Raw genomic sequence first — 19,537 nt, forward strand, 5'->3', positions numbered from 1 at the left:
ACAATAACAGGAGTGACCTAGCAAATCACGTCTGTTTATCAAGCATGCTTATATTATATACTCTAGGCTAAATTTAATCTGAAATTTTTAGTCAGCGCACTGAGATTGACCCCAATGCTTGATCCCTCCTATAATTTTAATTAACTAATTGTGAGCAAACAGGATTTTAACCGTGAATGACAGTGAATTTCACCAGCTAGCAGAAGCGCTACTGGGCTCTATTGAAGAGCATTTGGACAATTACGATGGTGATGCCGATATCGATTGTGAGATAAATGGCGGTGTTATGACACTCAGTTTTGAAGATGGCAGCAAAATCATCATCAACAAACAAGAGGCATTTCACCAAATTTGGCTAGCGACCAAACAAGGCGGATACCATTATGATTACAAACAAGGGGAATGGGTCTGTGACCGTTCTGGCAATGAGTTTAAAAACCAGTTAGCGGAAGCCATTGCTTTCCAAAGCCAACAGCCATTTTCGTTCTAGTTTTAAACAACTATCACTAAAAGTAATGCGCTTGTGGGTGCCCTGATTGGCTTAAATGCATATCATGCCCCACTTCGTCATCATCCTCTGATGTAAATGGCCACGTTGCGCCCGAAAAGGCAACCACTTGGTTTTTACCGTCATGATTAATAATTTGGTAAAATTGCGGTAAATTGAAGTTGATAAAATTAGCACCATAGGTAAAGCGGTCATGGGAGGAGGAGTAGAACTTACTGACATCACGCACCAAGTCTTCTTTGGAACCTTCACAGTGAGAGTAAATCTCCACACGGTTAGCTTCATCTAATACGTAAATATTAAAACCTGTGTTATCCGCCGTATTTTCGAAGAAAAACTGTACAATCCCTTCACTCGCATAACCATCAACAACAGCTGGCAAATGGTTATCACTTTTTGCCTGAAGTTTAACCGGCCAGCCATGTAACTTGTTATGGGAAATTGCGCCATAGAATTCAACCGCATTTTCTAGTTTTTGTACTGAGACATTCAGGCGTTCAAAAAACAGCCCCCAAGTCTGCCCTGCTATGCGGAGCGCTTTAAAGCGCCCAGGGTCATTACTATTACTTGATAAACGCAGTTCTACGCATTCCGATATCAATTGCTGTACACGAGTACGAATAAGCCCCCGTAAGTGCTCACTATAACAAAAGACCTCAACAGCTTCCGGTGGTGATGCGTCTTGGTGCATTTTACCTAAAATCGTTTTTAACGCTTCTAGCATACACTGCTCACCGCTGAAATGGAGCGTCCTTACCTCATTCCATGAATTACGATACAACAAATCAATACTACCAATGAGACACTGCTGTGACTCGCCAAAGCTGAAAATATCTAATTTCCTAAAATCGACATGAACCACTTGCTCTGAATAAACTTGAGTCGGGTCTTTTTCTAGGTTAACGATTATTGCAAGGTGGCGAATTTCACAGGGGCTATATAGCGCTTTTGGTGTTGGAGCCGGCAACCTAATTGGGAAATGATTTGAGACGTCATGCATAAGTTCAAGCAGTTTTCTTTCGTCACACTGCGACTGCCCATTATGCATATAAACTTGTGTCGTTTCAGTTAGTAAGCCATTAAAATATGCCCAGGCCACTAATTTATTTAAGTAACGGTTATATTCCAGAGGCTGGTGCCCAATAATCGCATCAATATTCGGGGCTTGGTTGTACAAATACCAACCACTACGATTTGCACGCCCTGCTGGCACATAAATAAAAGTGAGGTGCTCTTCGCTTAAATCCGGTGAAATCTGAGGGTTAACTAACGTCACTTTACCCGGAAGCGCTTCAAAGGCTGCGTATAATTTACGAGTTAATACCCCAATATCTTGTGGGCTTGCACTAACGCTTAAATTATTTCGCCGCGCAAAGCGAATTAAATTACGATAACTTTGCATCATGGTGTCGAGTAGCTCATTATGCGCTTCACGGACACGCTCAATTTTCCATTGGCTGCGTGTATCTAGTACTGTTAAACGTTCTGCTCCCCAGCCCCATGATGCCACCAATTGGGATAAGACATCTCGACGCCAACCAGAAAAAGCATTGCTATCTTCTTCAGAAAGTTTTTCACAAACTTTAAGGTAAAAACAACGACGTATAAGGTCAAGACGAGTTAAGTCGTTTATTTCAACAAGATACCTTGTGACGCGTTCAAGCATTAAACAGTAGGAATCCAAGCCATAACACACGATTTCACCGGCATGTAAATGGCGTTTAAACTCCATAGCCAGTAGTTTGCCATTAGGATAATCCCATGAATAAGACTCTAATAAGATACTTTTTAATACTGCTTTATAAGGGGAATCAACACTTTTATAAAGTTGCCACAAGCTTGCACCAAAGTATTCTGCGGCTGAAAGTTCACTCAATCCGCCTAAATCCAACCACTCATTTGGCGTTAATACACCTTGTGCATATAACCCCATAACATATTCATCATAATGTTGTTCTTCTTCAACAGGTACCATCGCCCACAATAAGCGTTTGCCGGCCATTCGAACCGCAGTACGATAAAACTCATCTAACAATAGAATATGTTGCGTTGAACCACAGTTTTCCCCGCCTATATGCCCACTCGCATGATGGCGAAAACGATTCTCATCGATTAGAAAAACGGTTACATCAATGCCTAAAGACGCTGCCCACTGTTCAATTAATGTGCATTTCTTTTGTAAAAAACGTTTTTCTTCGTGATCTAACCAAGAAGGGTGACAAACCCAAACATCGATATCTGAACAATGGCTTTGCCCTACAGAGGAGGTACTGCCCATTGAATAAATCCCAGTTATGGGTAATTCACCATTAGTGGGCTTTTCGATTGGTAGGAAGCGTTCAAATTGCCCCAACCACTTCATTTGTTCTGTATCTGGAGAGAAAAAGCAGACGCCATGGGGTACATTACCTTCAATAAAACCAGGCATCATTGGATGATGATAATGAAACAAGACAGGCAGCAGGTTATAAACCTTCGAAAAGGTTTCACTCATAGATGCTGTTGCGCGCTCTAACCGTAATTGGTTTATCGCATCAAGTCTTTGCTTTAAGGTTTCAATATAGAGATACAAGAGTTACGCCTGACTGAATGTAATACAAATCTGGGAATTTCCCAGCACCCAACAGATAGAGATAGATTTAAAAAAGTTTTCAAATGAATTGTCGGAAACGTGATCAATTTAACACCTTGCAGCAAAAGGGTAAAGTAGATCACATTATTTTACGTGCTTATTTTTGATACTAAATGCTTTTCAACATATTGTATAAAAAGGTTTTTATTTTTTAATGCATCAGAATATCCCTTGTTTTTCAATGGAATAATACTTTTGATGCAAATTGAACAACAAAACCACTATGTAAAATGCCATGTAAGCGTAATACATGCAGCATCTATGCTTGAACGCTTCAACATGAACAGATGAAACCTACAGGTAACCCAACAAAAAAAACAGCACGAAAAGCTAAAATAATTCTTTGGTTAGCACGCATCACCGGAAAATATTTATCAAGAGACCATCAAAAAGTAACATCACGATTTGTCAGTGTATGGGCCGCATTTCATGTTGAGTAAGTGAAGGTGGGTAAAGAATGTAGTGGAATGAACCAAACAACAGCAAACACTAAGATAGCCACACAGCGGTGGCTTTGAGCTCAGCTGGAAAAAATATCCTTAACATGTTAAAACTAACGTCAATTGTATGGTTAATCTACGGCGTTCTTCGCTAGAGAAAACAGTAAAATGACATCAACAAATATTGTGCGCATTGCTACGCGCAAAAGCCCTTTGGCCTTATGGCAAGCGCATTTTGTCAAAGATAAGCTAGAGCAATTACATCCTAACTTGCAGGTTGAGCTGGTTCCGATGGTGACAAAAGGGGATATCATCCTTGACACTCCGCTCGCAAAGGTGGGGGGAAAAGGCTTGTTTGTCAAAGAACTTGAACTGGCTTTATTAGAAGGGCGTGCAGATATTGCCGTTCATTCAATGAAAGATGTTCCTGTTGAATTTCCTGAAGGCTTGGGCCTAGTCACTATTTGTGAACGCGAAGACCCTCGAGATGCCTTTGTTTCAAACCACTATGACAATCTTGATGCGTTGCCAAAAGGCAGCATCGTTGGGACATCTAGCTTACGTCGCCAATGCCAATTAAGAGAACTTCGTCCGGATTTAGTCATTCGGGATCTCCGCGGTAACGTAGGCACACGGTTATCTAAACTCGATAATGGTGAATATGACGCTATTATCTTAGCGGTAGCAGGGCTAAAACGTTTAGGGTTAGAAGCACGTATACGCACAGCTCTTGCACCGGAACAATGTCTCCCTGCTGTTGGTCAAGGGGCCGTTGGCATTGAGTGTCGATTAAACGATAGTGTTACACGAGAGCTGCTCGCTAAGCTTAATAATGATACGACTTCTATTTGTGTTCTTGCTGAACGCGCAATGAATATGCGTTTAGAAGGGGGCTGCCAAGTCCCTATTGGTAGTTATGCTATTTGGCAAGACGACAAAATATGGCTACGTGCTCTTGTTGGCGCACCGGATGGGAGTATTATTATTCGTGGAGAAAGGCTTGTCGCCCCAAATGAAGCATGCCAAGCGGGTGTATCACTCGCGGAAGAACTCCTCGAACGCGGTGCAAGGGAAATTTTAGCCGAAGTTTATAACGGGAACCCACCTGCATGAGGGTTCTTGTTACACGCCCTGAACCCACAGGTTCGGAGCTAATAACGGCAATCACCGCTAAAGGGGGAGAAGCCTACTCTTCCCCTTTGATCAGTATTGGACCAGGCGCTGAATTAAACACGCTAGTTTCACGCCTTGATCACCTCAATACAAACGACTTAGTCTTTCTTTTATCTAAAAATGCAGTCGAGTACGCAAATTTAACACTTGAACAAATGGGACGTAACTGGTCAGATAAGCTATCTTACTATGGTATTGGTCGCTCTACCGCCCAGTTTTTCAAGAAAGTAACCGGGAAGCCAGCCCATTGGGCTGAACAAGGGGAAACCAGCGAAGTGCTACTCACGCTTCCTGATCTCCAGTTTCTCGAAGGGAAACACGCCCTTTTATTGCGTGGAAATGGTGGCCGAGAACTTCTTGCTTCAACATTAAGGGCTCGAGGTGCGCAAGTCGACTATTGTGAATGTTATGCAAGGCACCCAATCCCTTACGAAAAAAACGAATTTAATCGCAAATGGTTTCAAGTTGATATCACTGACATTGTGATAACCAGTGGCCAAATGTTAGCTTTACTAGAAGAATTAATCGCTGAAGAGTATCAAAATTGGTGGTTTACCCGCCGCTTACTCGTTGTCAGTGAACGGATTGCAGATCAAGCTCGCCAAGCTGGATGGCAGAGGGTCTGTGTAGCTAATAGTGCAGATAATAATGCTTTATTAGAAGCATTAATTTCAACCGACATGGGATGCTAATTTATGACGGAACACGATAAAACAACCGAGACGGTTACCCCAGAAACAGGTGCAAAACAACAGCACTCCGAAAAAAAAACCTCTTCGGAACAAAAACGTTCTGGTCTCATTGGCGGAGTAATTGCTATCGCTATTATCATCGCCATTGGTGGTGGTCTTTATTATTTCACTCAACAAAACAATGCAACTTTAGTAAATGAAAACAATGAACTAAAACAGCAATTGAGTGATTTAATCGAACAACAAAATTCAGATAGACAACGTTTAGATGCCCTAATTACCGCGAATACTGAGATGAAAAACCAATCTCGCGAGTATGAAGATAGGCTCAATCGTCGCATGCAAGAACTGCAAGCTCACGTGACTGCCCTTTCCAGTAGTGATGTTAAAAGCTGGCTGATTGCACAAGCTGACTTTATGGTAAAAATGGCAGGAAGAAAACTGTGGAACGACCACGACCCTGTCACAGCAGCTGTCCTATTAAAAAGTGCAGACTCTAGTTTGGCTGAAATGAACGACCCAAGTCTGCTCGATATTCGCAAGTCAATTAACAATGACATGGCAAAATTAGCCGCCATCAATCAAGTCGACTATGACGGTATTATCTTACGCCTAAACCAACTCAGTAATGACGTTGATAACTTACGTTTAGCCGATTTAAACAGTGGTGATGCTAAAAATGAAGATAATGCCGAAGTCAGTGATGACATTTCTGATTGGCAACAAAACTTATCTCGTAGTTGGAAAAGCTTCACTAACGATTTCATCACCGTCAGGGCTCGTGACGGTTCTGAAGCACCACTACTAGCCCCAAATCAAGACATTTACCTTCGTGAAAACATTCGTTCACAGTTGCTAATCGCAGCTCAAGCCGTTCCTCGCTTCCAAGAAGAAACATACAAACAGTCGCTTGAGCAGGCTTCAACATGGGTAAGAGCTTATTTTGATACTGAAGCGCCGGAAACGAAAGCGTTCTTATCAACCATTGACGAGCTAATTAATCAACCGATTGATGTTGAAATGCCTGACGCCTTAGAAAGCCAAGAAAAGCTAGAGAAAGTCATGCAAACGCGAGTGCGTAGCTTACTTGCTCAATCCTCTGACAGTACTAAGGCAAATGATGGTGCTGTTGATGCCGCAGCAGATGCCGCAGTTCCCGCGACTGAGACACAAAAAGCAGAACCAGCAGATACACCACACCCTTTTGAGTCAACTGAGCCTGCTGGAAATAGGGGGTAACAATGATTAAGGTACTGATCCTATTTATTGTTCTTATCGCAGGTGTCATCTTAGGGCCACTATTAGCCGGTCACCAAGGCTATGTTTTTATTCGCACCGATAACTACGACATTACAACCAGTGTAACGAGCCTGATATTGGGCTTTATTTTACTCCAATTCGTGTTGCTATTTCTTGGTTGGTGTTACCGCCGCTTTATGAGCACCACATCACGGACTAAAGGTTGGGTAAGTGGTCGTAAATATCATAAAGCACACACCCAAACGCAAAAAGCCCTACTCAAGTTAGCTGAAGGTGATTTTGAGCAGGTTGAAAAATTGATGAGCAAGCATGCTGATTTTTCCCAACAACCTGTAATCAACTATTTAATGGCAGCAGAGGCGGCACAACAGCGCGGTGATGAATACCGTACCCACCAATACTTAGATAGGGCAGCAGAAGCCGCAGGTAATGATCAACTCCCTGTTGATATTAGTCGCGTTCGCATCCAATTAGCTGAAGGCGAAGTACACGCGGCTCGTAACGGCATTGATAAACTTCTCGATAAAGCACCGAGGCACCCAGAGGTTTTACGCCTAGCCGAACAAGCTTATTTACGTTCAGGGGCTTACCAAGCACTGATCGAATTATTACCTGTAATGGCCAAAGTACAATTACACACTGAAGACGAGTTAGACGCATTAAAACTGAAAGCTTACAAAGGGTTAATGAACCAATGCATGGCTGAAGGTGGGAGTGATGGCTTGAAGGCTTGGTGGAAAGCTCAGCCTCGCCGCGTCCGCCATGAAACTGCATTGCAGGCTTTTTTAGCAGAACACTTAATTGAATGTGGCGACATTAACAGTGCTGAAAAAATGGTCATTGACGGCTTAAAGCAGCAATATGATGAGCGCTTATTATTGTTAGTGCCGAAGCTTAATAGCGAACACCCTGAAATTATTGAAAAAACGCTTTTACATCTGCAAAAGCAAAATGGGGCAACGCCATTACTAAACAGTACATTGGGGGTTTTGTCACTGCAGCATGCTCAATGGGATAAAGCAGAAACTTATTTCAAAGCTGCCTTAGCTCAACGTTTTGATGTACAAGATGCATCATGGTTAGCTGATGCTTTCGACAAATTACATAAACCGAATGAAGCAGCAAAAATTCGCCAAGAGGCCTTAATACACTCATTGAACCAAGAGCGTTCATAAAAGGCTATATTAATTATAATAGCCCCCAAGAAGTTACCTTAGGGGCTATTTTATTTAGTATACAAACCTACCCGTTAGTTTATCGTTAAGTAAAATAACGGGCTAATTCATATTTGTTAGCCCCATATATCCAATTAGATAATAGGACGAAGAACGATAATACCCGTCTTGGAGGATATATATTCTAGGAAGTTTGTATCAACAACCTTCATATTCTTTGAAAGTGATGATGCATTTCGGTACAAAACCTGATTATCCTTTCTAATCACAATACCTGTGTGGGAAACATCTAACCCCTTAATTGGTGAATAAATACCAATATAATCGCCTGTTTTTAAGTTATTAAGAACCATTTCATTAATTGCATGAGTAGGAATATAGGTTACCTTTCTTGAGTGAATACCTAATCCTTTAATAAACTCACTACCATCTGCTTTTTGATTTAATTTTTTTTCAACTGTAACCGACTCAGAGCTAATTAATGCTGTCACATCTGTCGCATTTTGTGGTGATACCGCATACCAGTCAGTAAAAAAGTGTTTTCTTTTATAATAAGCAACATCACTGTCTTTATAACGCGTATTCACAAGGGCGCTTAAAAACGTATTCCTACTGTTTGATTTGCTTAGTGCCGCGACATAATCCAGATAAGTAAAACAGTCAACACCTTCTAAATTAACAACAAGTACTTCACTGACGTTTGGTCCACCAACTAATGTGTTGGCGACATACGGCATCCCCAGAAAAACACTAGAAACTTGCTCAATAAGATTGCCATAGGGTAGACCTTGATTTGGTATTATTACTTTATGAATAACCTGATCCAATGCTAATTTAGAATCATCACTCATATCTAATAAATAATTTGGCTGGTTAGTTGATGAAAAAGAGACTGCACAAAAAGAAAGCAATGCAAAAAATAAAAATTTCATTTTAAATACCTTTCCTTGGGAAAATGAATCATCAGTTAAAGATGATTTATTTTTACTGACAAGGTAAAGTAAGAAATTGTTTATTTAAGGTTTAATTTAAATACTAATAATGTGTATTTTTAAGCGAAAAATAACAGCATTTCACTTTAATTCAAACGAATGTTTTACGCTGTCAAAAATAAAGAAACAAAATACAAATATCACGCTAGGTGACATAATCATAAAAAAATAAAACCACTTATGTGCCAAGGTATAAACAAATTTTGTGATTACTATGTCATAAAGGAAATACATAGTGTATAAAGCATAATATACATCTTGGCTTGAATGAATGTGGGATATCTATATGAATGTAATTAAAACTATTTGGCGTTGGGTTATTGCAAGTCCAAACCGTTTACAAATATTTTTTGATCTTCTTCTGCTAGTTTTATCGCCTTTTGTTTTTATCCTATTTATTGGCTTTAATACAGAAGACCTCAGTAAAGACATTTTTATTATTACGTTCATCATCCTCTGCTATACCTACATTACTCGCTGGTTCAGCAAATGGTTTAGTAAAGGCAAAAAATAGTCTCTTATCTTGTTTAACAGCCTCTTTCACGTTTTCAGTAAAGGGGCTAAGTCGCTTGTATTGCAGAAAAAAAACACCTGCACAAGGCAGGTGTAAAATACAATCAGGTCTACAGACGGATGGTGCCTCACTCAACGTTTCGCCCGTTCGTTGATGGTAAGAGGATGAGCTCTTGATCATCTAAGTTGGACAATAGGCACCGATAATCGGCTTTGCGTCATCTCTGGGTTTATGAAGCTTTGCTGTCATAAGAAGTGAGATGAGCATCTACATCTATAATAATGCAGGATGCGTGCCAACTTTTATAAAAGCTATATTTTTGGGCCTATTTTTTTTATTTCTCTCTACCCCTCGGATTGACTCGCTATTTTTAATCATCAATCCAACCTAGCTAGATAATTTCTCTCTATGATTGTCCCTTCTCATATTTCGTTACACCTGCTTGTCTCAATTTAGAGACATCATAAATTCATTATTTATTTTTTCTTATAAATCAATGATTAAAATGTCTCCTTTTGGAGACAAGTAAGTAGAGGGTTGTATCAAGATCACGACACTTATCTTCTTCTCAAGAAAAAACAATAAGTTAAATAGCAATTCTCACAGTTCCAAAATATTACCTGTTTTAAAAAAACTTATGTGAAAACACAATCAACAAAAGTGATCCAACTGAAGGGGAAAGAAAAGAAGTTTTGACAAAGAAGCCAATAAAAAGACCAGGCAATAAAAAGCAAAAACCCCGCTATTAAGCGGGGTTCTTTAAATTGGTCGGCGAGAGAGGATTCGAACCTCCGACCCACTGGTCCCAAACCAGTTGCGCTACCAAGCTGCGCTACTCGCCGAAATTTTTGTAGTACTGATTTTTATAGCATTAGTTATCTTTTTTCGTGGTGCGAAAGGGGGGACTTGAACCCCCACGTCCATAGGACACTAACACCTGAAGCTAGCGCGTCTACCAATTCCGCCACCCTCGCAATGTCACAAAAAAAATGGGGTGGCTAATGGGACTCGAACCCACGACAACTGGAATCACAATCCAGGGCTCTACCAACTGAGCTATAGCCACCATAACTTCACTTTTTTCAAAGCGTTGCTATTCTACTACATACAACGTCATTTTGCCAACCGTAGCGGCGTACTAAAAATGGTGCGCCCGACAGGATTCGAACCTGAGACCTCTGCCTCCGGAGGGCAGCGCTCTATCCAGCTGAGCTACGGGCGCTTAACGCCGTTGCGGGAGAGGATAGTACGGATTTATCCTCTCGCTGTCTAGTCCTTTTTGAAATAAAAATATCGATTGCTTGCCTTTTATCCATTTCGCTGAGAAAGAGAGCATATTCACCCCCTCAGACAACCAATTTCCGCTAAAAATACCCCAAAATACTTTAGCTAGTCCTGTTGATTTTCTCTATTCACCCAGCGAATTAAAAAATAAAGAACCGAAACCACCAATAAAAATATTGCCCCTACGATTAATGACAAGCGTGTATCTGGGTTAATCGCCATTCCAATCAACACACAAGCCAGAAAAAGTAATGTGGCATAATTCACCCATGGAAATAGTATCGACTTGAAAGTGTGCCCCTCAAGCTTTTCTTTATTTTGCTGGCGAAAGCGGATCTGGCTAGTAAGAAGCACTAACCATGGCACCATCCCCGGCAAAACACTAGCACTATATACATACACAAATACCTTCTCAGGGTTTGGAATAATATAGTTGAGACTAGAGCCTGCAACCAGACACAAGATAGTAAAGCCCACACAACGCCCAGGAACGCCATTTTTTGTGAGTTTTAAAAATGAACTTGGTAATTGTTTATTTTGTGCCAATGCGTATAGCATCCGCCCACCGCTATACATACCGCTATTGCAACCTGATAACGCAGCGGTCAACACCACAAAATTGATGACTGCTGCCGCAGAGACAATACCAACTTTTGCAAAGGTCAAAACAAATGGGCTTCCTTGTTGACCCACTTCAGTCCAAGGAAAAAGCGTAACAACGATAAAAATCGCCCCTACATAAAAAATCAAAATACGCCATAAGATATTATTAATGGCTTTTTTCAACGTGACTTTGGGGTTCTTCGCTTCCCCTGCTGTAATCCCTACTAATTCAACACCCTGATATGAAGCTACAACAATGCACAAAGCAAATAGAAAACCTTTCCAGCCGCCAGCAAAAAAGCCCCCATGCTCTGTTAAGTTCCCTAAACCGATAGGTTCAAAGTTATTACCAATACCAAAGAATATTAGCCCTAAACCAATCAAAATCATGACCACAATCGTGGTGACCTTGATCATAGCAAACCAAAACTCTAATTCCCCATACAAACGTACAGCCGCTAAGTTTGCTAAAGCAACTAATACCACTGCAATAATAGCAAAAACCCATTGTGGTACCTCAGGAAACCAGTATTCCGCATAAAAACCGATTGCGGTGATTTCTGAGATCCCAACGGCAACCCACATAAACCAATAACCCCAAGCAGTCAGGCATCCCCAAAATGGGCTAAGGTATTTATAACCAAAAGAAGCAAAAGACCCCGTGACAGGCTCAAGAAATAGCATCTCTCCCATCGAGCGCATGATGAAAAAAACAAAAATACCCGCGATGATATAGGCTAATAGAACAGAAGGCCCTGCCCATTTTAACGTGCTGGCTGAGCCCATAAACAGCCCAACACCAATGGTTCCACCAAGTGCAATAAGCTCGATATGGCGAGCTTCTAGCCCACGCTGAAGTCCCTGTTGTGGATTTTCCATAAATACCCCTGTCAAAAATTACCATGGTTAAATTACAGCGTTAATTAAAGCTTAGTAGTCATCACCACTGTAATCAGTCGAAAAATGTCAGTTAGGCAAATTTTAAAAACATATTGTGAGGAAAATTGAGCACAAACCGACGTTATTGCTTTAATTTTTGAGGGATTATAGAAATATTTGAAGAAAGAGACCAGCAATTACGCAAGTCTCTTTATTGGAAGAGTTACAACTTACCACCGTAATAGTAGCCTAAAAATTTCAGCAGCTTAAATTGACGAGTGATCCGTGATGGCTGCGATAACAAACGATACAACCATTCTAACCCTAAGTTTTGCCATACTTTAGGGGCGCGTTTGACATGACCAGTAAACACGTCATAAGTACCTCCCACGCCCATATACAAAGCTTCAGGGTGTACCTGTCGGCAGTCACGCATGAAAATTTCTTGCTTTGGAGAGCCCATTGCAACAGTCACTATTTTCGCACCGCTCGCATGGATACGTTCAAACAACGCATCCCTTTCTTCTGCAGTAAAATAACCGTTTTGAGACCCGACAATATTCACGTTCCACTGAGCGCGAAGCTTACTTTCTGTCTGCTCTAAAATTTCAGGTTTCCCACCGACTAAAAAAACGGGAGTGCCTTCTTTTCCTGCTCTTTCCATCAGGCCTTCCCACAAATCGGCACCTGCAACACGAGAAACGTCCGCTTGTGGGTATTTACGGCGAATAGCACGTACGATACTAATACCATCAGCATACAAGTACTCTGCTTGGCCTAGTAAGGTATTTAACGCGGTATCTTTTTCAGCGATCATCACTTTTTCCGCATTAATCGCAACTAGTGTTCCCGTTTTGGTTTCTCCATCTGCAAACAAATAATCTAAAAAATGGGCCATATTTTTGAAGCCCCAAATATTATGACCACGAATGCAATATTGTGGAACGGATGAAGCCTGAGTTGATAACGGTTCCATGATACTCCTTTAGCGACTTTCACGCTGTTGGCTTCTCAAAAGAGAAGCTGTTTTTATGCGGATAAGCCCCGCAGTTTCAAATAGCCAATACAATAATTTTGCTAAAATCAGACAAAGTCCAAATATTAAGCAGAAGAAAACCACTCGTGAGACGAAAGAATCGACCCCTTCTCGCGCTAAAACAATAATGTTAAAGATGGCGCCGAAGCAAAAGGCCTGCATAATGGCGGCTTTATAACGGTTAGGTTCTTTTAGGCTCATGCCATAAATCCAGTCAAACCATTTTATAATTAAGCCAACGGCTATCGCGCCCAGCGGAATAAAAATCACACCGCCCATCACGACCAAAGAGCCGATAAGCGTCGGTGAAATCGCCAGTCCTGAGTGATTATTTAGCACTTCCCACGTAAAATAATTAGCAGAGTTCAAAACGGTATCTGGCCGTTCTGGCCAAACCCAAGATGGGATAAAGACATAGAAGTCACGGATAATTGGCGCAAGGCCTTGGAAATCCATTTCATCATAATGGCTGAGTAGCAGAGCCAAGTTTTCCCACGGTGAGAAAGTATCTCGGGTCAAATATAAAAAAGTGTAATAAGCTTCTGCTCCGTTCACATCAAGGCCATAACGTTTAAGAGCAAGCCAGAACATACCAACAATACTAGCTACCCCTGCTGCAGCTAGCATCCACAAGGTGATCCAACCACGCACGATACCGATGAATAAAAACAAAGCAAAAGCGATGATAATATTCGCTCTTGTTCCACCCACGATAACATACGTTAAAAAGCCAAAGGCAACGGTACTCACAAGGAAGAATACCCAACGCTTTTGGGTTGGTCGTAAGAAATAAACGATCAACATCGCAGGAATAAAGAAATAGAAAAAGCGTTTTAGTGCGACACCGGACACTTGGCTAGAAAAGATTTGGCTATAAGATTTCAACTTAAACAATAAGAAACCATTTTGCATGAAGAAGATACCAACTGTTACTACAGCTATTAATATCAACAGCATACACGTTAGATTGGTTTCAACTTTGTTCATGCTAAACAGAGCACGCCCTGATACCTCTGTACGCTTCGAAATCCGCGTTTTATAGGCAACGTAATAGATTGCATAAAAGCTGGTCGCAGCTAACTGTGCATAAAGCAAATAATCCGCCGGTACCACTGCGACATCAAATTGGAATACCAAAGCGCAAGTTAGCGGAAAGCCAAAATAAAATGTTAATAAATACAACATTGAAAAGAAAATATTGAAATTAAAGCGAACACGCACAAACTCTTTATAAAGCAAAGTACCAATAAAAATAATTGATATCAGGTAGACAAACGCTAAGCCACCTAATTCTGCATGTGTCATGCTCGCTCCTCCGCGGCACTGAGAACATCTTTCCAACCCTCAGTGAAATTAGGAGCAAAGAATTCAATATGTTGTTTATCAAGTAAGCTCATTTGACGTTGAGCCTCATCCACCAGCGAGGTTGTCAGTTCATCACCATAGAAAAATACAGGTACATTCTGCGCAGTTAAATCCTGCCAAAATGTATTTTGCCTGCTTATCACAAATGGAACCCCAAACTGGATAAGTAAACAGACCGTCCCCACACCTTGTTGGCGATTAAAAATAAAATAGCCAAGGTCACAAGACTTCAGCAAATTAAGGTAATCATCAAATTCCATACGGTCTTTTAGAATTTGCACTTGCCCTGCGGTGAACTCACTGTTTGCTGCTTGTTCGACTTGCTGTATATAACCTTGGTTATTCGCTGGGTAGCCCATTGGGACAATAACGTTAACCTTATCGCCAAATTGCTGTTTAATCGCGCTCAGAGCCTCTACATGGCGATTAGAACGATCACCTGAGTTACCGAGTAAGATAGTTAATTGCTCACCTTCACGGGGCTTACGCTCAGTAATCGTCAATGCAGGGTCCATTCGAGTCGGAAAATACAAGACCGATGCAGGCACTTTCGGATTCGATTGATGGAAATAACACAAATCGCCACGTGTTGCCCCAACATGGCCGACTTTTTTCTGAGCCAAACGGCGCAGAATATAAAACAATTTAAACTTTAATGAGTTAGATTCCTCATAAAGATCAGCACCCCAAATATGCCACCAAAACTGATGGGATTTAATTTGGCCAAATAGCAATGCTAGCCAAATTGGTGCGTTAAATTGCCCATGGAAGAAAAACCGGGTCCGACGCTCAGCTTTTGCCCGCTGGATCACGCAATTAGCAACCGACTTTTTACTACTAAAAACTTCTATTTCGAGCTGTGGATATGCGTCAGCAAGCTGCGCATCATCACTTACGACCATAAAATGCGGTTTTGTTGACGGTGCCATTTCTTGGCAAATTACGTTATTAAAAAACGTCAATACCGTCTGATTATGGTGTGGGAGGTTTGATCCCAGTACATGTATTAAGGTTGTCATGCTCGCCTACGGTAAATCAAAAATACGCAACAACAGAGAGTAAAATATACAATATAGGTGGCCATATATGCCTGCGTGGCCCCAACAGCGCCATGCTCTGGAATAAACCAATGTGCAAAAACCATCAATAGCACAAACTGGCTCACTTCAGTTAAAACATAAAAACGTAATGCGGCTTTGGCAATCACTAGATAGCCGAATACATAAGCCCCTACTTTCAGTACATCTCCAACTAACTGCCAAGCAAAAAGGTCTCTCATTCCTATAAATTTTTCAGAGAATAGCAACCAAATCGCAAAGTCACGCAATAACCAAACTGTGAAACTCACTGCGGCCACTGCGGGTAAGACAAACTTCAATGCTTTGATGATCTCTGCTGAGATTTCACTTTTATGCTGCAAACGAGATAATGTTGGCAGCAAATAAACCGAAAATGTGGCGGTAATAAACTGTAAATAGGCATCAGAGATAGTAGTAACCCCTGTCCATAAGCCAACGTCATCCCAACTATAGGTTTGGGCCAGTAAATTTCGCATCATGATATAGGCAACTGGCAAAGTCACCGCAGTTAACATTGCCATGACGGTAAATTTACCCAAATTAGTCGCAATCGCTTTGTCCCATGCAGGTTTTAGCGATGACAACGCAAACTGTTTGCGTTTAATAACCATACCAGCCGCAGGTAATACGACCAATGCTGGCACCAATGCTAACCCTGCGAGTGCCCCTTCGTAGCCACCCACTAAATAGCATAAATAATAGGCAAAAACCCCAATTATGCTACCTAAAATAATCGCTAATGCATTAGCAGATGCGTCCCTATAGCCTTTTAGAATAGCCAAGAAATAATTTGAATAACCTATCCCCATTTGAATCAAGGCAACTACTTGAATAACAGAGCTATATTTCTCACTATCAAATAGCGCTACACTAATTGGCACACTGCAAAGTAAAAAAACAATCGCCAATAAGGTCGAAAAACCAAGGATAATCGTTGATGACGTCCCGAGTACTGCACGCAGTTTCTGTGGGTCTTGATGATGTTCCGCCACATATTTTGTGACACCATTAAAGATCCCTGCACCAGATAGTACCCCTAGTACCGTAATTAACTGACGGAAATTCCCCGCCAGCCCGACGCCACTAGGGCCAAACGAGACAGCAAATAATTTGACAATTAACAGGCCTACCCCAATTTTAATTAGGGTAGAGCCAGCAGTCCAAACCGATGCTTTAGCTAACGACATTAGGCAAAGAACGCTTTGATTCGCTCAATGACGACTTGTTGCTCGTCATCCGTCATATTGTAAAACATCGGTAAGCGTACTAAACGGTCACTTTCAGACGTTGTATATTGGTCTTCACCATGAAAACGACCAAACTCCAAGCCCGCAGGGCTCGTGTGCAATGCCACATAATGGAATACAGTCAAAATACCGTGAGATTTCATATAGTCATTAAACGCCGTACGCTCTTCCACATCCTTAAGCTTAATGTAGAACATATGGGCATTATGTTTCATACCTTCCGGTACTGTGGCTAAAACTAAACGCCCTGCTTCTGCCAGAGGTCGTAGCGCGTCGTAATAACGTTGCCAAAGCAGTAAACGGCGATCATTAATTTTGTCAGCTTCTTCTAATTGAGCCCACAAGTAAGCAGCTTGTAAGTCGGATAACAGATAGCTTGAGCCAATATCACGCCAAGTATATTTATCGACTTGCCCACGGAAAAATTGGCTACGATTGGTCCCTTTTTCACGGATCACTTCAGCACGATTGATTAAATCTTTATCATTTATCAATGTTGCCCCACCCTCACCACCCGAAGAGTAGTTTTTGGTTTCATGAAAACTATAGCAACCGATATGGCCAATGGTACCCAGCGCTTTACCTTTGTAGGTTGACATCACACCTTGTGCGGCATCTTCAATAACGAATAAATCATGCTTTTTGGCAATGTCCATGATGGTATCCATTTCACAGGCTACACCTGCGTAATGAACTGGCACGATTGCTCGCGTACGCTCTGTAATCGCCGCTTCAATTTTAGTTTCATCAATATTCATTGTGTCTGGACGGATATCAACAAAAACAATTTTTGCGCCGCGCAGCACAAATGCGTTAGATGTCGATACAAACGTAAAACTAGGCATGATCACTTCATCGCCCGGCTTAATATCGATTAGAATCGCCGCCATCTCTAATGAAGCAGTACAAGAGGGTGTTAATTGAACTTTCGGGCAGTCAAAACGTTTTTCCATCCACTCTTCACAACGTTTAGTAAAACCACCGTCACCACACAGTTTGCCACTTTCCATGGCTTGTTTCATATACTCTAATTCAGTACCTACAATTGGCGGTTTATTAAATGGAATCATGTTGTCCCCTGTATAACCAATATGCAGTGCTTGCAATGGCAGCACCACTACGTGAATAAAGATTTAATGCAGCAACATTACTGATTTGAGTGGCAACATTTAACTGTCTTTTTTGGTGTTGTACACACCAATCAAATGCGGCTGACATCAACTTACGACCCACTCCTTGCCCTATCGCTTCTGGCACTTTCGCTAACAGCCCAATACGTGCTGTGTCTGCATCAAGATGGCGTAAACTCACAAACCCTAAAATTGTGCCAGATGCGTCTTTAACTAATAAACAAGTGTGATCAAACGTACCAAGTACTGATTTTTCTATCCATAAAGCATAAAACCGCCCGCTATCACCTTCATTATACCAAGGTGCTCGGAAGCGACTTTTGCTAAAGACAGAAGCAGCAGCTTGTTTCAGTGCAGGGATATCATCCACTTGCGCTGTAACAATATTATCTGCCGCTGTTAAACCTGCTTTAAGATAAGCATTTTCTGTGCCAATAGTGAGAGCAAAGTCAATTTCACCTTCAACAAAAGAAAACCCCATACTTGCTAAGTCATCGATTAGCCCCGTTTCAGACGCCGTGACTTTAGCCTGTACGATATCAAACTTATCCATTTGATAAGCAAGAATAATATTGGAGTTTTCCCCCGTGAAATTTAATTTTGCGGTCGAGCGTTGAAAAAAATCGCTCTCCCATTGCAAACTATCAATACTGGCGCGGACGGACACGTAATAAATCCTCTAAGTATTGCCCATAACCGGTTTTTTTCAGTTGCTCTGCTGAAGCCTGAACTTGCTCATCAGTAAGCCAGCCATTACGCCATGCTATTTCTTCTAAACAAGCAACTTTAAAACCTTGACGTTTTTCAACAGTTTGTACAAATGTGCCCGCTTCAATTAAGCTGTCATGCGTACCAGTATCTAACCAAGCAAAACCTCGTCCTAATAGCTCAACATTCAACTCACCGCGTTCTAAATACATTTGGTTAATTGAAGTGATTTCTAATTCACCACGCTCAGAAGGTTTTACTTGCTTAGCAAATTCAACGACTTGTTGGTCGTAGAAGTATAACCCTGTAACAGCCCAATTAGATTTTGGTTTTTTAGGTTTTTCTTCGATGGAGAGCACTTTAAAATCATCAGTAAACTCCACCACACCAAAACGTTCAGGGTCCATGACTTGGTAGCCAAATACGGTTGCCCCCTGCTGCCTTTGCGCGACTGTTTTTAATTTCGGGCTAAATGAATGACCAAAGAAAATATTGTCACCCAGCACTAAGCAACATGAATCCCCATTGATAAATTCTTCACCAATAATAAAGGCTTGTGCTAAACCATCCGGTGATGGCTGCTCCGCATAGCTCAACTCAATACCAAATTCATGTCCATCACCTAATAAGCGTTTGAACATGGGTAAATCGTCAGGTGTCGAGATAATTAAAATCTCACGGATCCCCGCTAGCATCAGTACTGATAGCGGGTAATAAATCATGGGCTTATCGTAGATAGGCAATAACTGTTTAGAAATGCCACGAGTGATTGGGTGCAATCGCGTCCCCGACCCTCCTGCTAATATAATACCTTTCATAC

16 protein-coding genes and 4 tRNA genes are annotated in these 19,537 nt (G+C 41.4%); 6 read left to right on the forward strand and 14 right to left on the reverse strand.

Annotation, left to right across the window (positions count from 1 at the left end; translation table 11 throughout):
• The first annotated feature begins 172 nt into the window (after positions 1 to 172).
• Entirely contained in the window at positions 173 to 490 is a 318-nt protein-coding gene (gene cyaY, locus ACHB7C_RS15685; RefSeq protein ID WP_042845862.1) for an iron donor protein CyaY, read from the forward strand.
• Between the two features lie 16 nt (positions 491 to 506).
• Here cyaY and ACHB7C_RS15690 read toward each other — a convergent pair whose 3' ends face one another.
• A complete protein-coding gene (locus ACHB7C_RS15690; protein WP_042845864.1) occupies positions 507 to 3,080 on the reverse strand; it encodes a class I adenylate cyclase in 2,574 nt (857 codons plus the stop codon).
• Positions 3,081 to 3,748: 668 nt separating this feature from the next.
• Between ACHB7C_RS15690 and hemC the strand changes: the two genes are divergently transcribed.
• From hemC to hemY, 4 genes are read left to right on the forward strand one after another with little or no spacing between them, the layout of a single operon-like run.
• The gene (gene hemC / locus ACHB7C_RS15695) at positions 3,749 to 4,693 is read left to right on the forward strand and encodes a hydroxymethylbilane synthase (protein ID WP_166685235.1); all 945 of its coding nucleotides are present in this window, start codon (positions 3,749 to 3,751) and stop codon (positions 4,691 to 4,693) included.
• Positions 4,690 to 5,445, forward strand: a complete 756-nt coding sequence (locus ACHB7C_RS15700) for a uroporphyrinogen-III synthase (RefSeq protein ID WP_042845868.1) — start codon at positions 4,690 to 4,692, stop codon at positions 5,443 to 5,445. The genes hemC and ACHB7C_RS15700 overlap by 4 nt, the downstream gene beginning before the upstream one ends.
• Positions 5,446 to 5,448: 3 nt before the next feature.
• Positions 5,449 to 6,684: a uroporphyrinogen-III C-methyltransferase gene (hemX, locus tag ACHB7C_RS15705; RefSeq protein WP_210831945.1), complete on the forward strand. Its 1,236-nt coding sequence runs from the start codon at positions 5,449 to 5,451 to the stop codon at positions 6,682 to 6,684.
• A gap of 2 nt (positions 6,685 to 6,686) precedes the next feature.
• Positions 6,687 to 7,880, forward strand: a complete 1,194-nt coding sequence (gene hemY, locus ACHB7C_RS15710; RefSeq protein WP_166685237.1) for a protoheme IX biogenesis protein HemY — start codon at positions 6,687 to 6,689, stop codon at positions 7,878 to 7,880.
• A gap of 134 nt (positions 7,881 to 8,014) precedes the next feature.
• Here the strand turns inward: hemY and ACHB7C_RS15715 are convergent, their stop codons facing one another.
• Positions 8,015 to 8,812, reverse strand: a complete 798-nt coding sequence (locus ACHB7C_RS15715) for a DUF1460 domain-containing protein (protein WP_129466655.1) — start codon at positions 8,810 to 8,812, stop codon at positions 8,015 to 8,017.
• 346 nt (positions 8,813 to 9,158) lie between these two features.
• Here ACHB7C_RS15715 and ACHB7C_RS15720 point away from each other — a divergent pair, with 346 nt between their 5' ends.
• Entirely contained in the window at positions 9,159 to 9,386 is a 228-nt protein-coding gene (locus ACHB7C_RS15720; RefSeq protein ID WP_042845873.1) for a hypothetical protein, read from the forward strand.
• A gap of 765 nt (positions 9,387 to 10,151) precedes the next feature.
• On the opposite strand, the gene ACHB7C_RS15725 is transcribed toward ACHB7C_RS15720, so the two are convergent.
• The 12 genes from ACHB7C_RS15725 to rfbA form a co-directional block, all read right to left on the reverse strand.
• A tRNA-Pro gene (locus ACHB7C_RS15725) sits at positions 10,152 to 10,228 on the reverse strand.
• A gap of 46 nt (positions 10,229 to 10,274) precedes the next feature.
• A tRNA-Leu gene (locus ACHB7C_RS15730) sits at positions 10,275 to 10,360 on the reverse strand.
• 16 nt (positions 10,361 to 10,376) lie between these two features.
• A tRNA-His gene (locus tag ACHB7C_RS15735) sits at positions 10,377 to 10,452 on the reverse strand.
• A gap of 79 nt (positions 10,453 to 10,531) precedes the next feature.
• Positions 10,532 to 10,608 (reverse strand) — tRNA-Arg (locus ACHB7C_RS15740).
• 167 nt (positions 10,609 to 10,775) lie between these two features.
• Positions 10,776 to 12,152, reverse strand: a complete 1,377-nt coding sequence (locus ACHB7C_RS15745) for an amino acid permease (protein WP_166685238.1) — start codon at positions 12,150 to 12,152, stop codon at positions 10,776 to 10,778.
• A gap of 223 nt (positions 12,153 to 12,375) precedes the next feature.
• On the reverse strand, positions 12,376 to 13,128 hold the full coding sequence (gene wecG, locus ACHB7C_RS15750; protein WP_042845875.1) for a lipopolysaccharide N-acetylmannosaminouronosyltransferase: 753 nt from the start codon (positions 13,126 to 13,128) through the stop codon (positions 12,376 to 12,378).
• 9 nt (positions 13,129 to 13,137) lie between these two features.
• A complete protein-coding gene (gene wzyE, locus ACHB7C_RS15755; protein WP_042845876.1) occupies positions 13,138 to 14,493 on the reverse strand; it encodes an ECA oligosaccharide polymerase in 1,356 nt (451 codons plus the stop codon).
• A complete protein-coding gene (locus tag ACHB7C_RS15760; protein WP_042845878.1) occupies positions 14,490 to 15,572 on the reverse strand; it encodes a TDP-N-acetylfucosamine:lipid II N-acetylfucosaminyltransferase in 1,083 nt (360 codons plus the stop codon). Before ACHB7C_RS15760 ends, wzyE begins: the two co-directional genes overlap by 4 nt.
• Positions 15,569 to 16,819 (reverse strand): lipid III flippase WzxE, encoded by a 1,251-nt coding sequence (gene wzxE, locus ACHB7C_RS15765; RefSeq protein ID WP_042845879.1) that lies wholly within the window; start codon positions 16,817 to 16,819, stop codon positions 15,569 to 15,571. Before wzxE ends, ACHB7C_RS15760 begins: the two co-directional genes overlap by 4 nt.
• Complete coding sequence (gene rffA, locus ACHB7C_RS15770; RefSeq protein ID WP_042845881.1) at positions 16,819 to 17,949, reverse strand: dTDP-4-amino-4,6-dideoxygalactose transaminase; 1,131 nt, start codon at positions 17,947 to 17,949, stop codon at positions 16,819 to 16,821. The genes wzxE and rffA overlap by 1 nt, the downstream gene beginning before the upstream one ends.
• On the reverse strand, positions 17,936 to 18,676 hold the full coding sequence (gene rffC / locus ACHB7C_RS15775) for a dTDP-4-amino-4,6-dideoxy-D-galactose acyltransferase (protein ID WP_395347847.1): 741 nt from the start codon (positions 18,674 to 18,676) through the stop codon (positions 17,936 to 17,938). The genes rffA and rffC overlap by 14 nt, the downstream gene beginning before the upstream one ends.
• Positions 18,654 to 19,535, reverse strand: coding sequence for a glucose-1-phosphate thymidylyltransferase RfbA (rfbA, locus tag ACHB7C_RS15780; RefSeq protein WP_048605787.1), 882 nt, complete (start codon positions 19,533 to 19,535; stop codon positions 18,654 to 18,656). Before rfbA ends, rffC begins: the two co-directional genes overlap by 23 nt.
• Positions 19,536 to 19,537: the final 2 nt, after the last annotated feature.

It is taken from the genome of Providencia sp. 2024EL-00732 (assembly GCF_044006275.1).
GTDB lineage: Bacteria > Pseudomonadota > Gammaproteobacteria > Enterobacterales > Enterobacteriaceae > Providencia > Providencia huashanensis.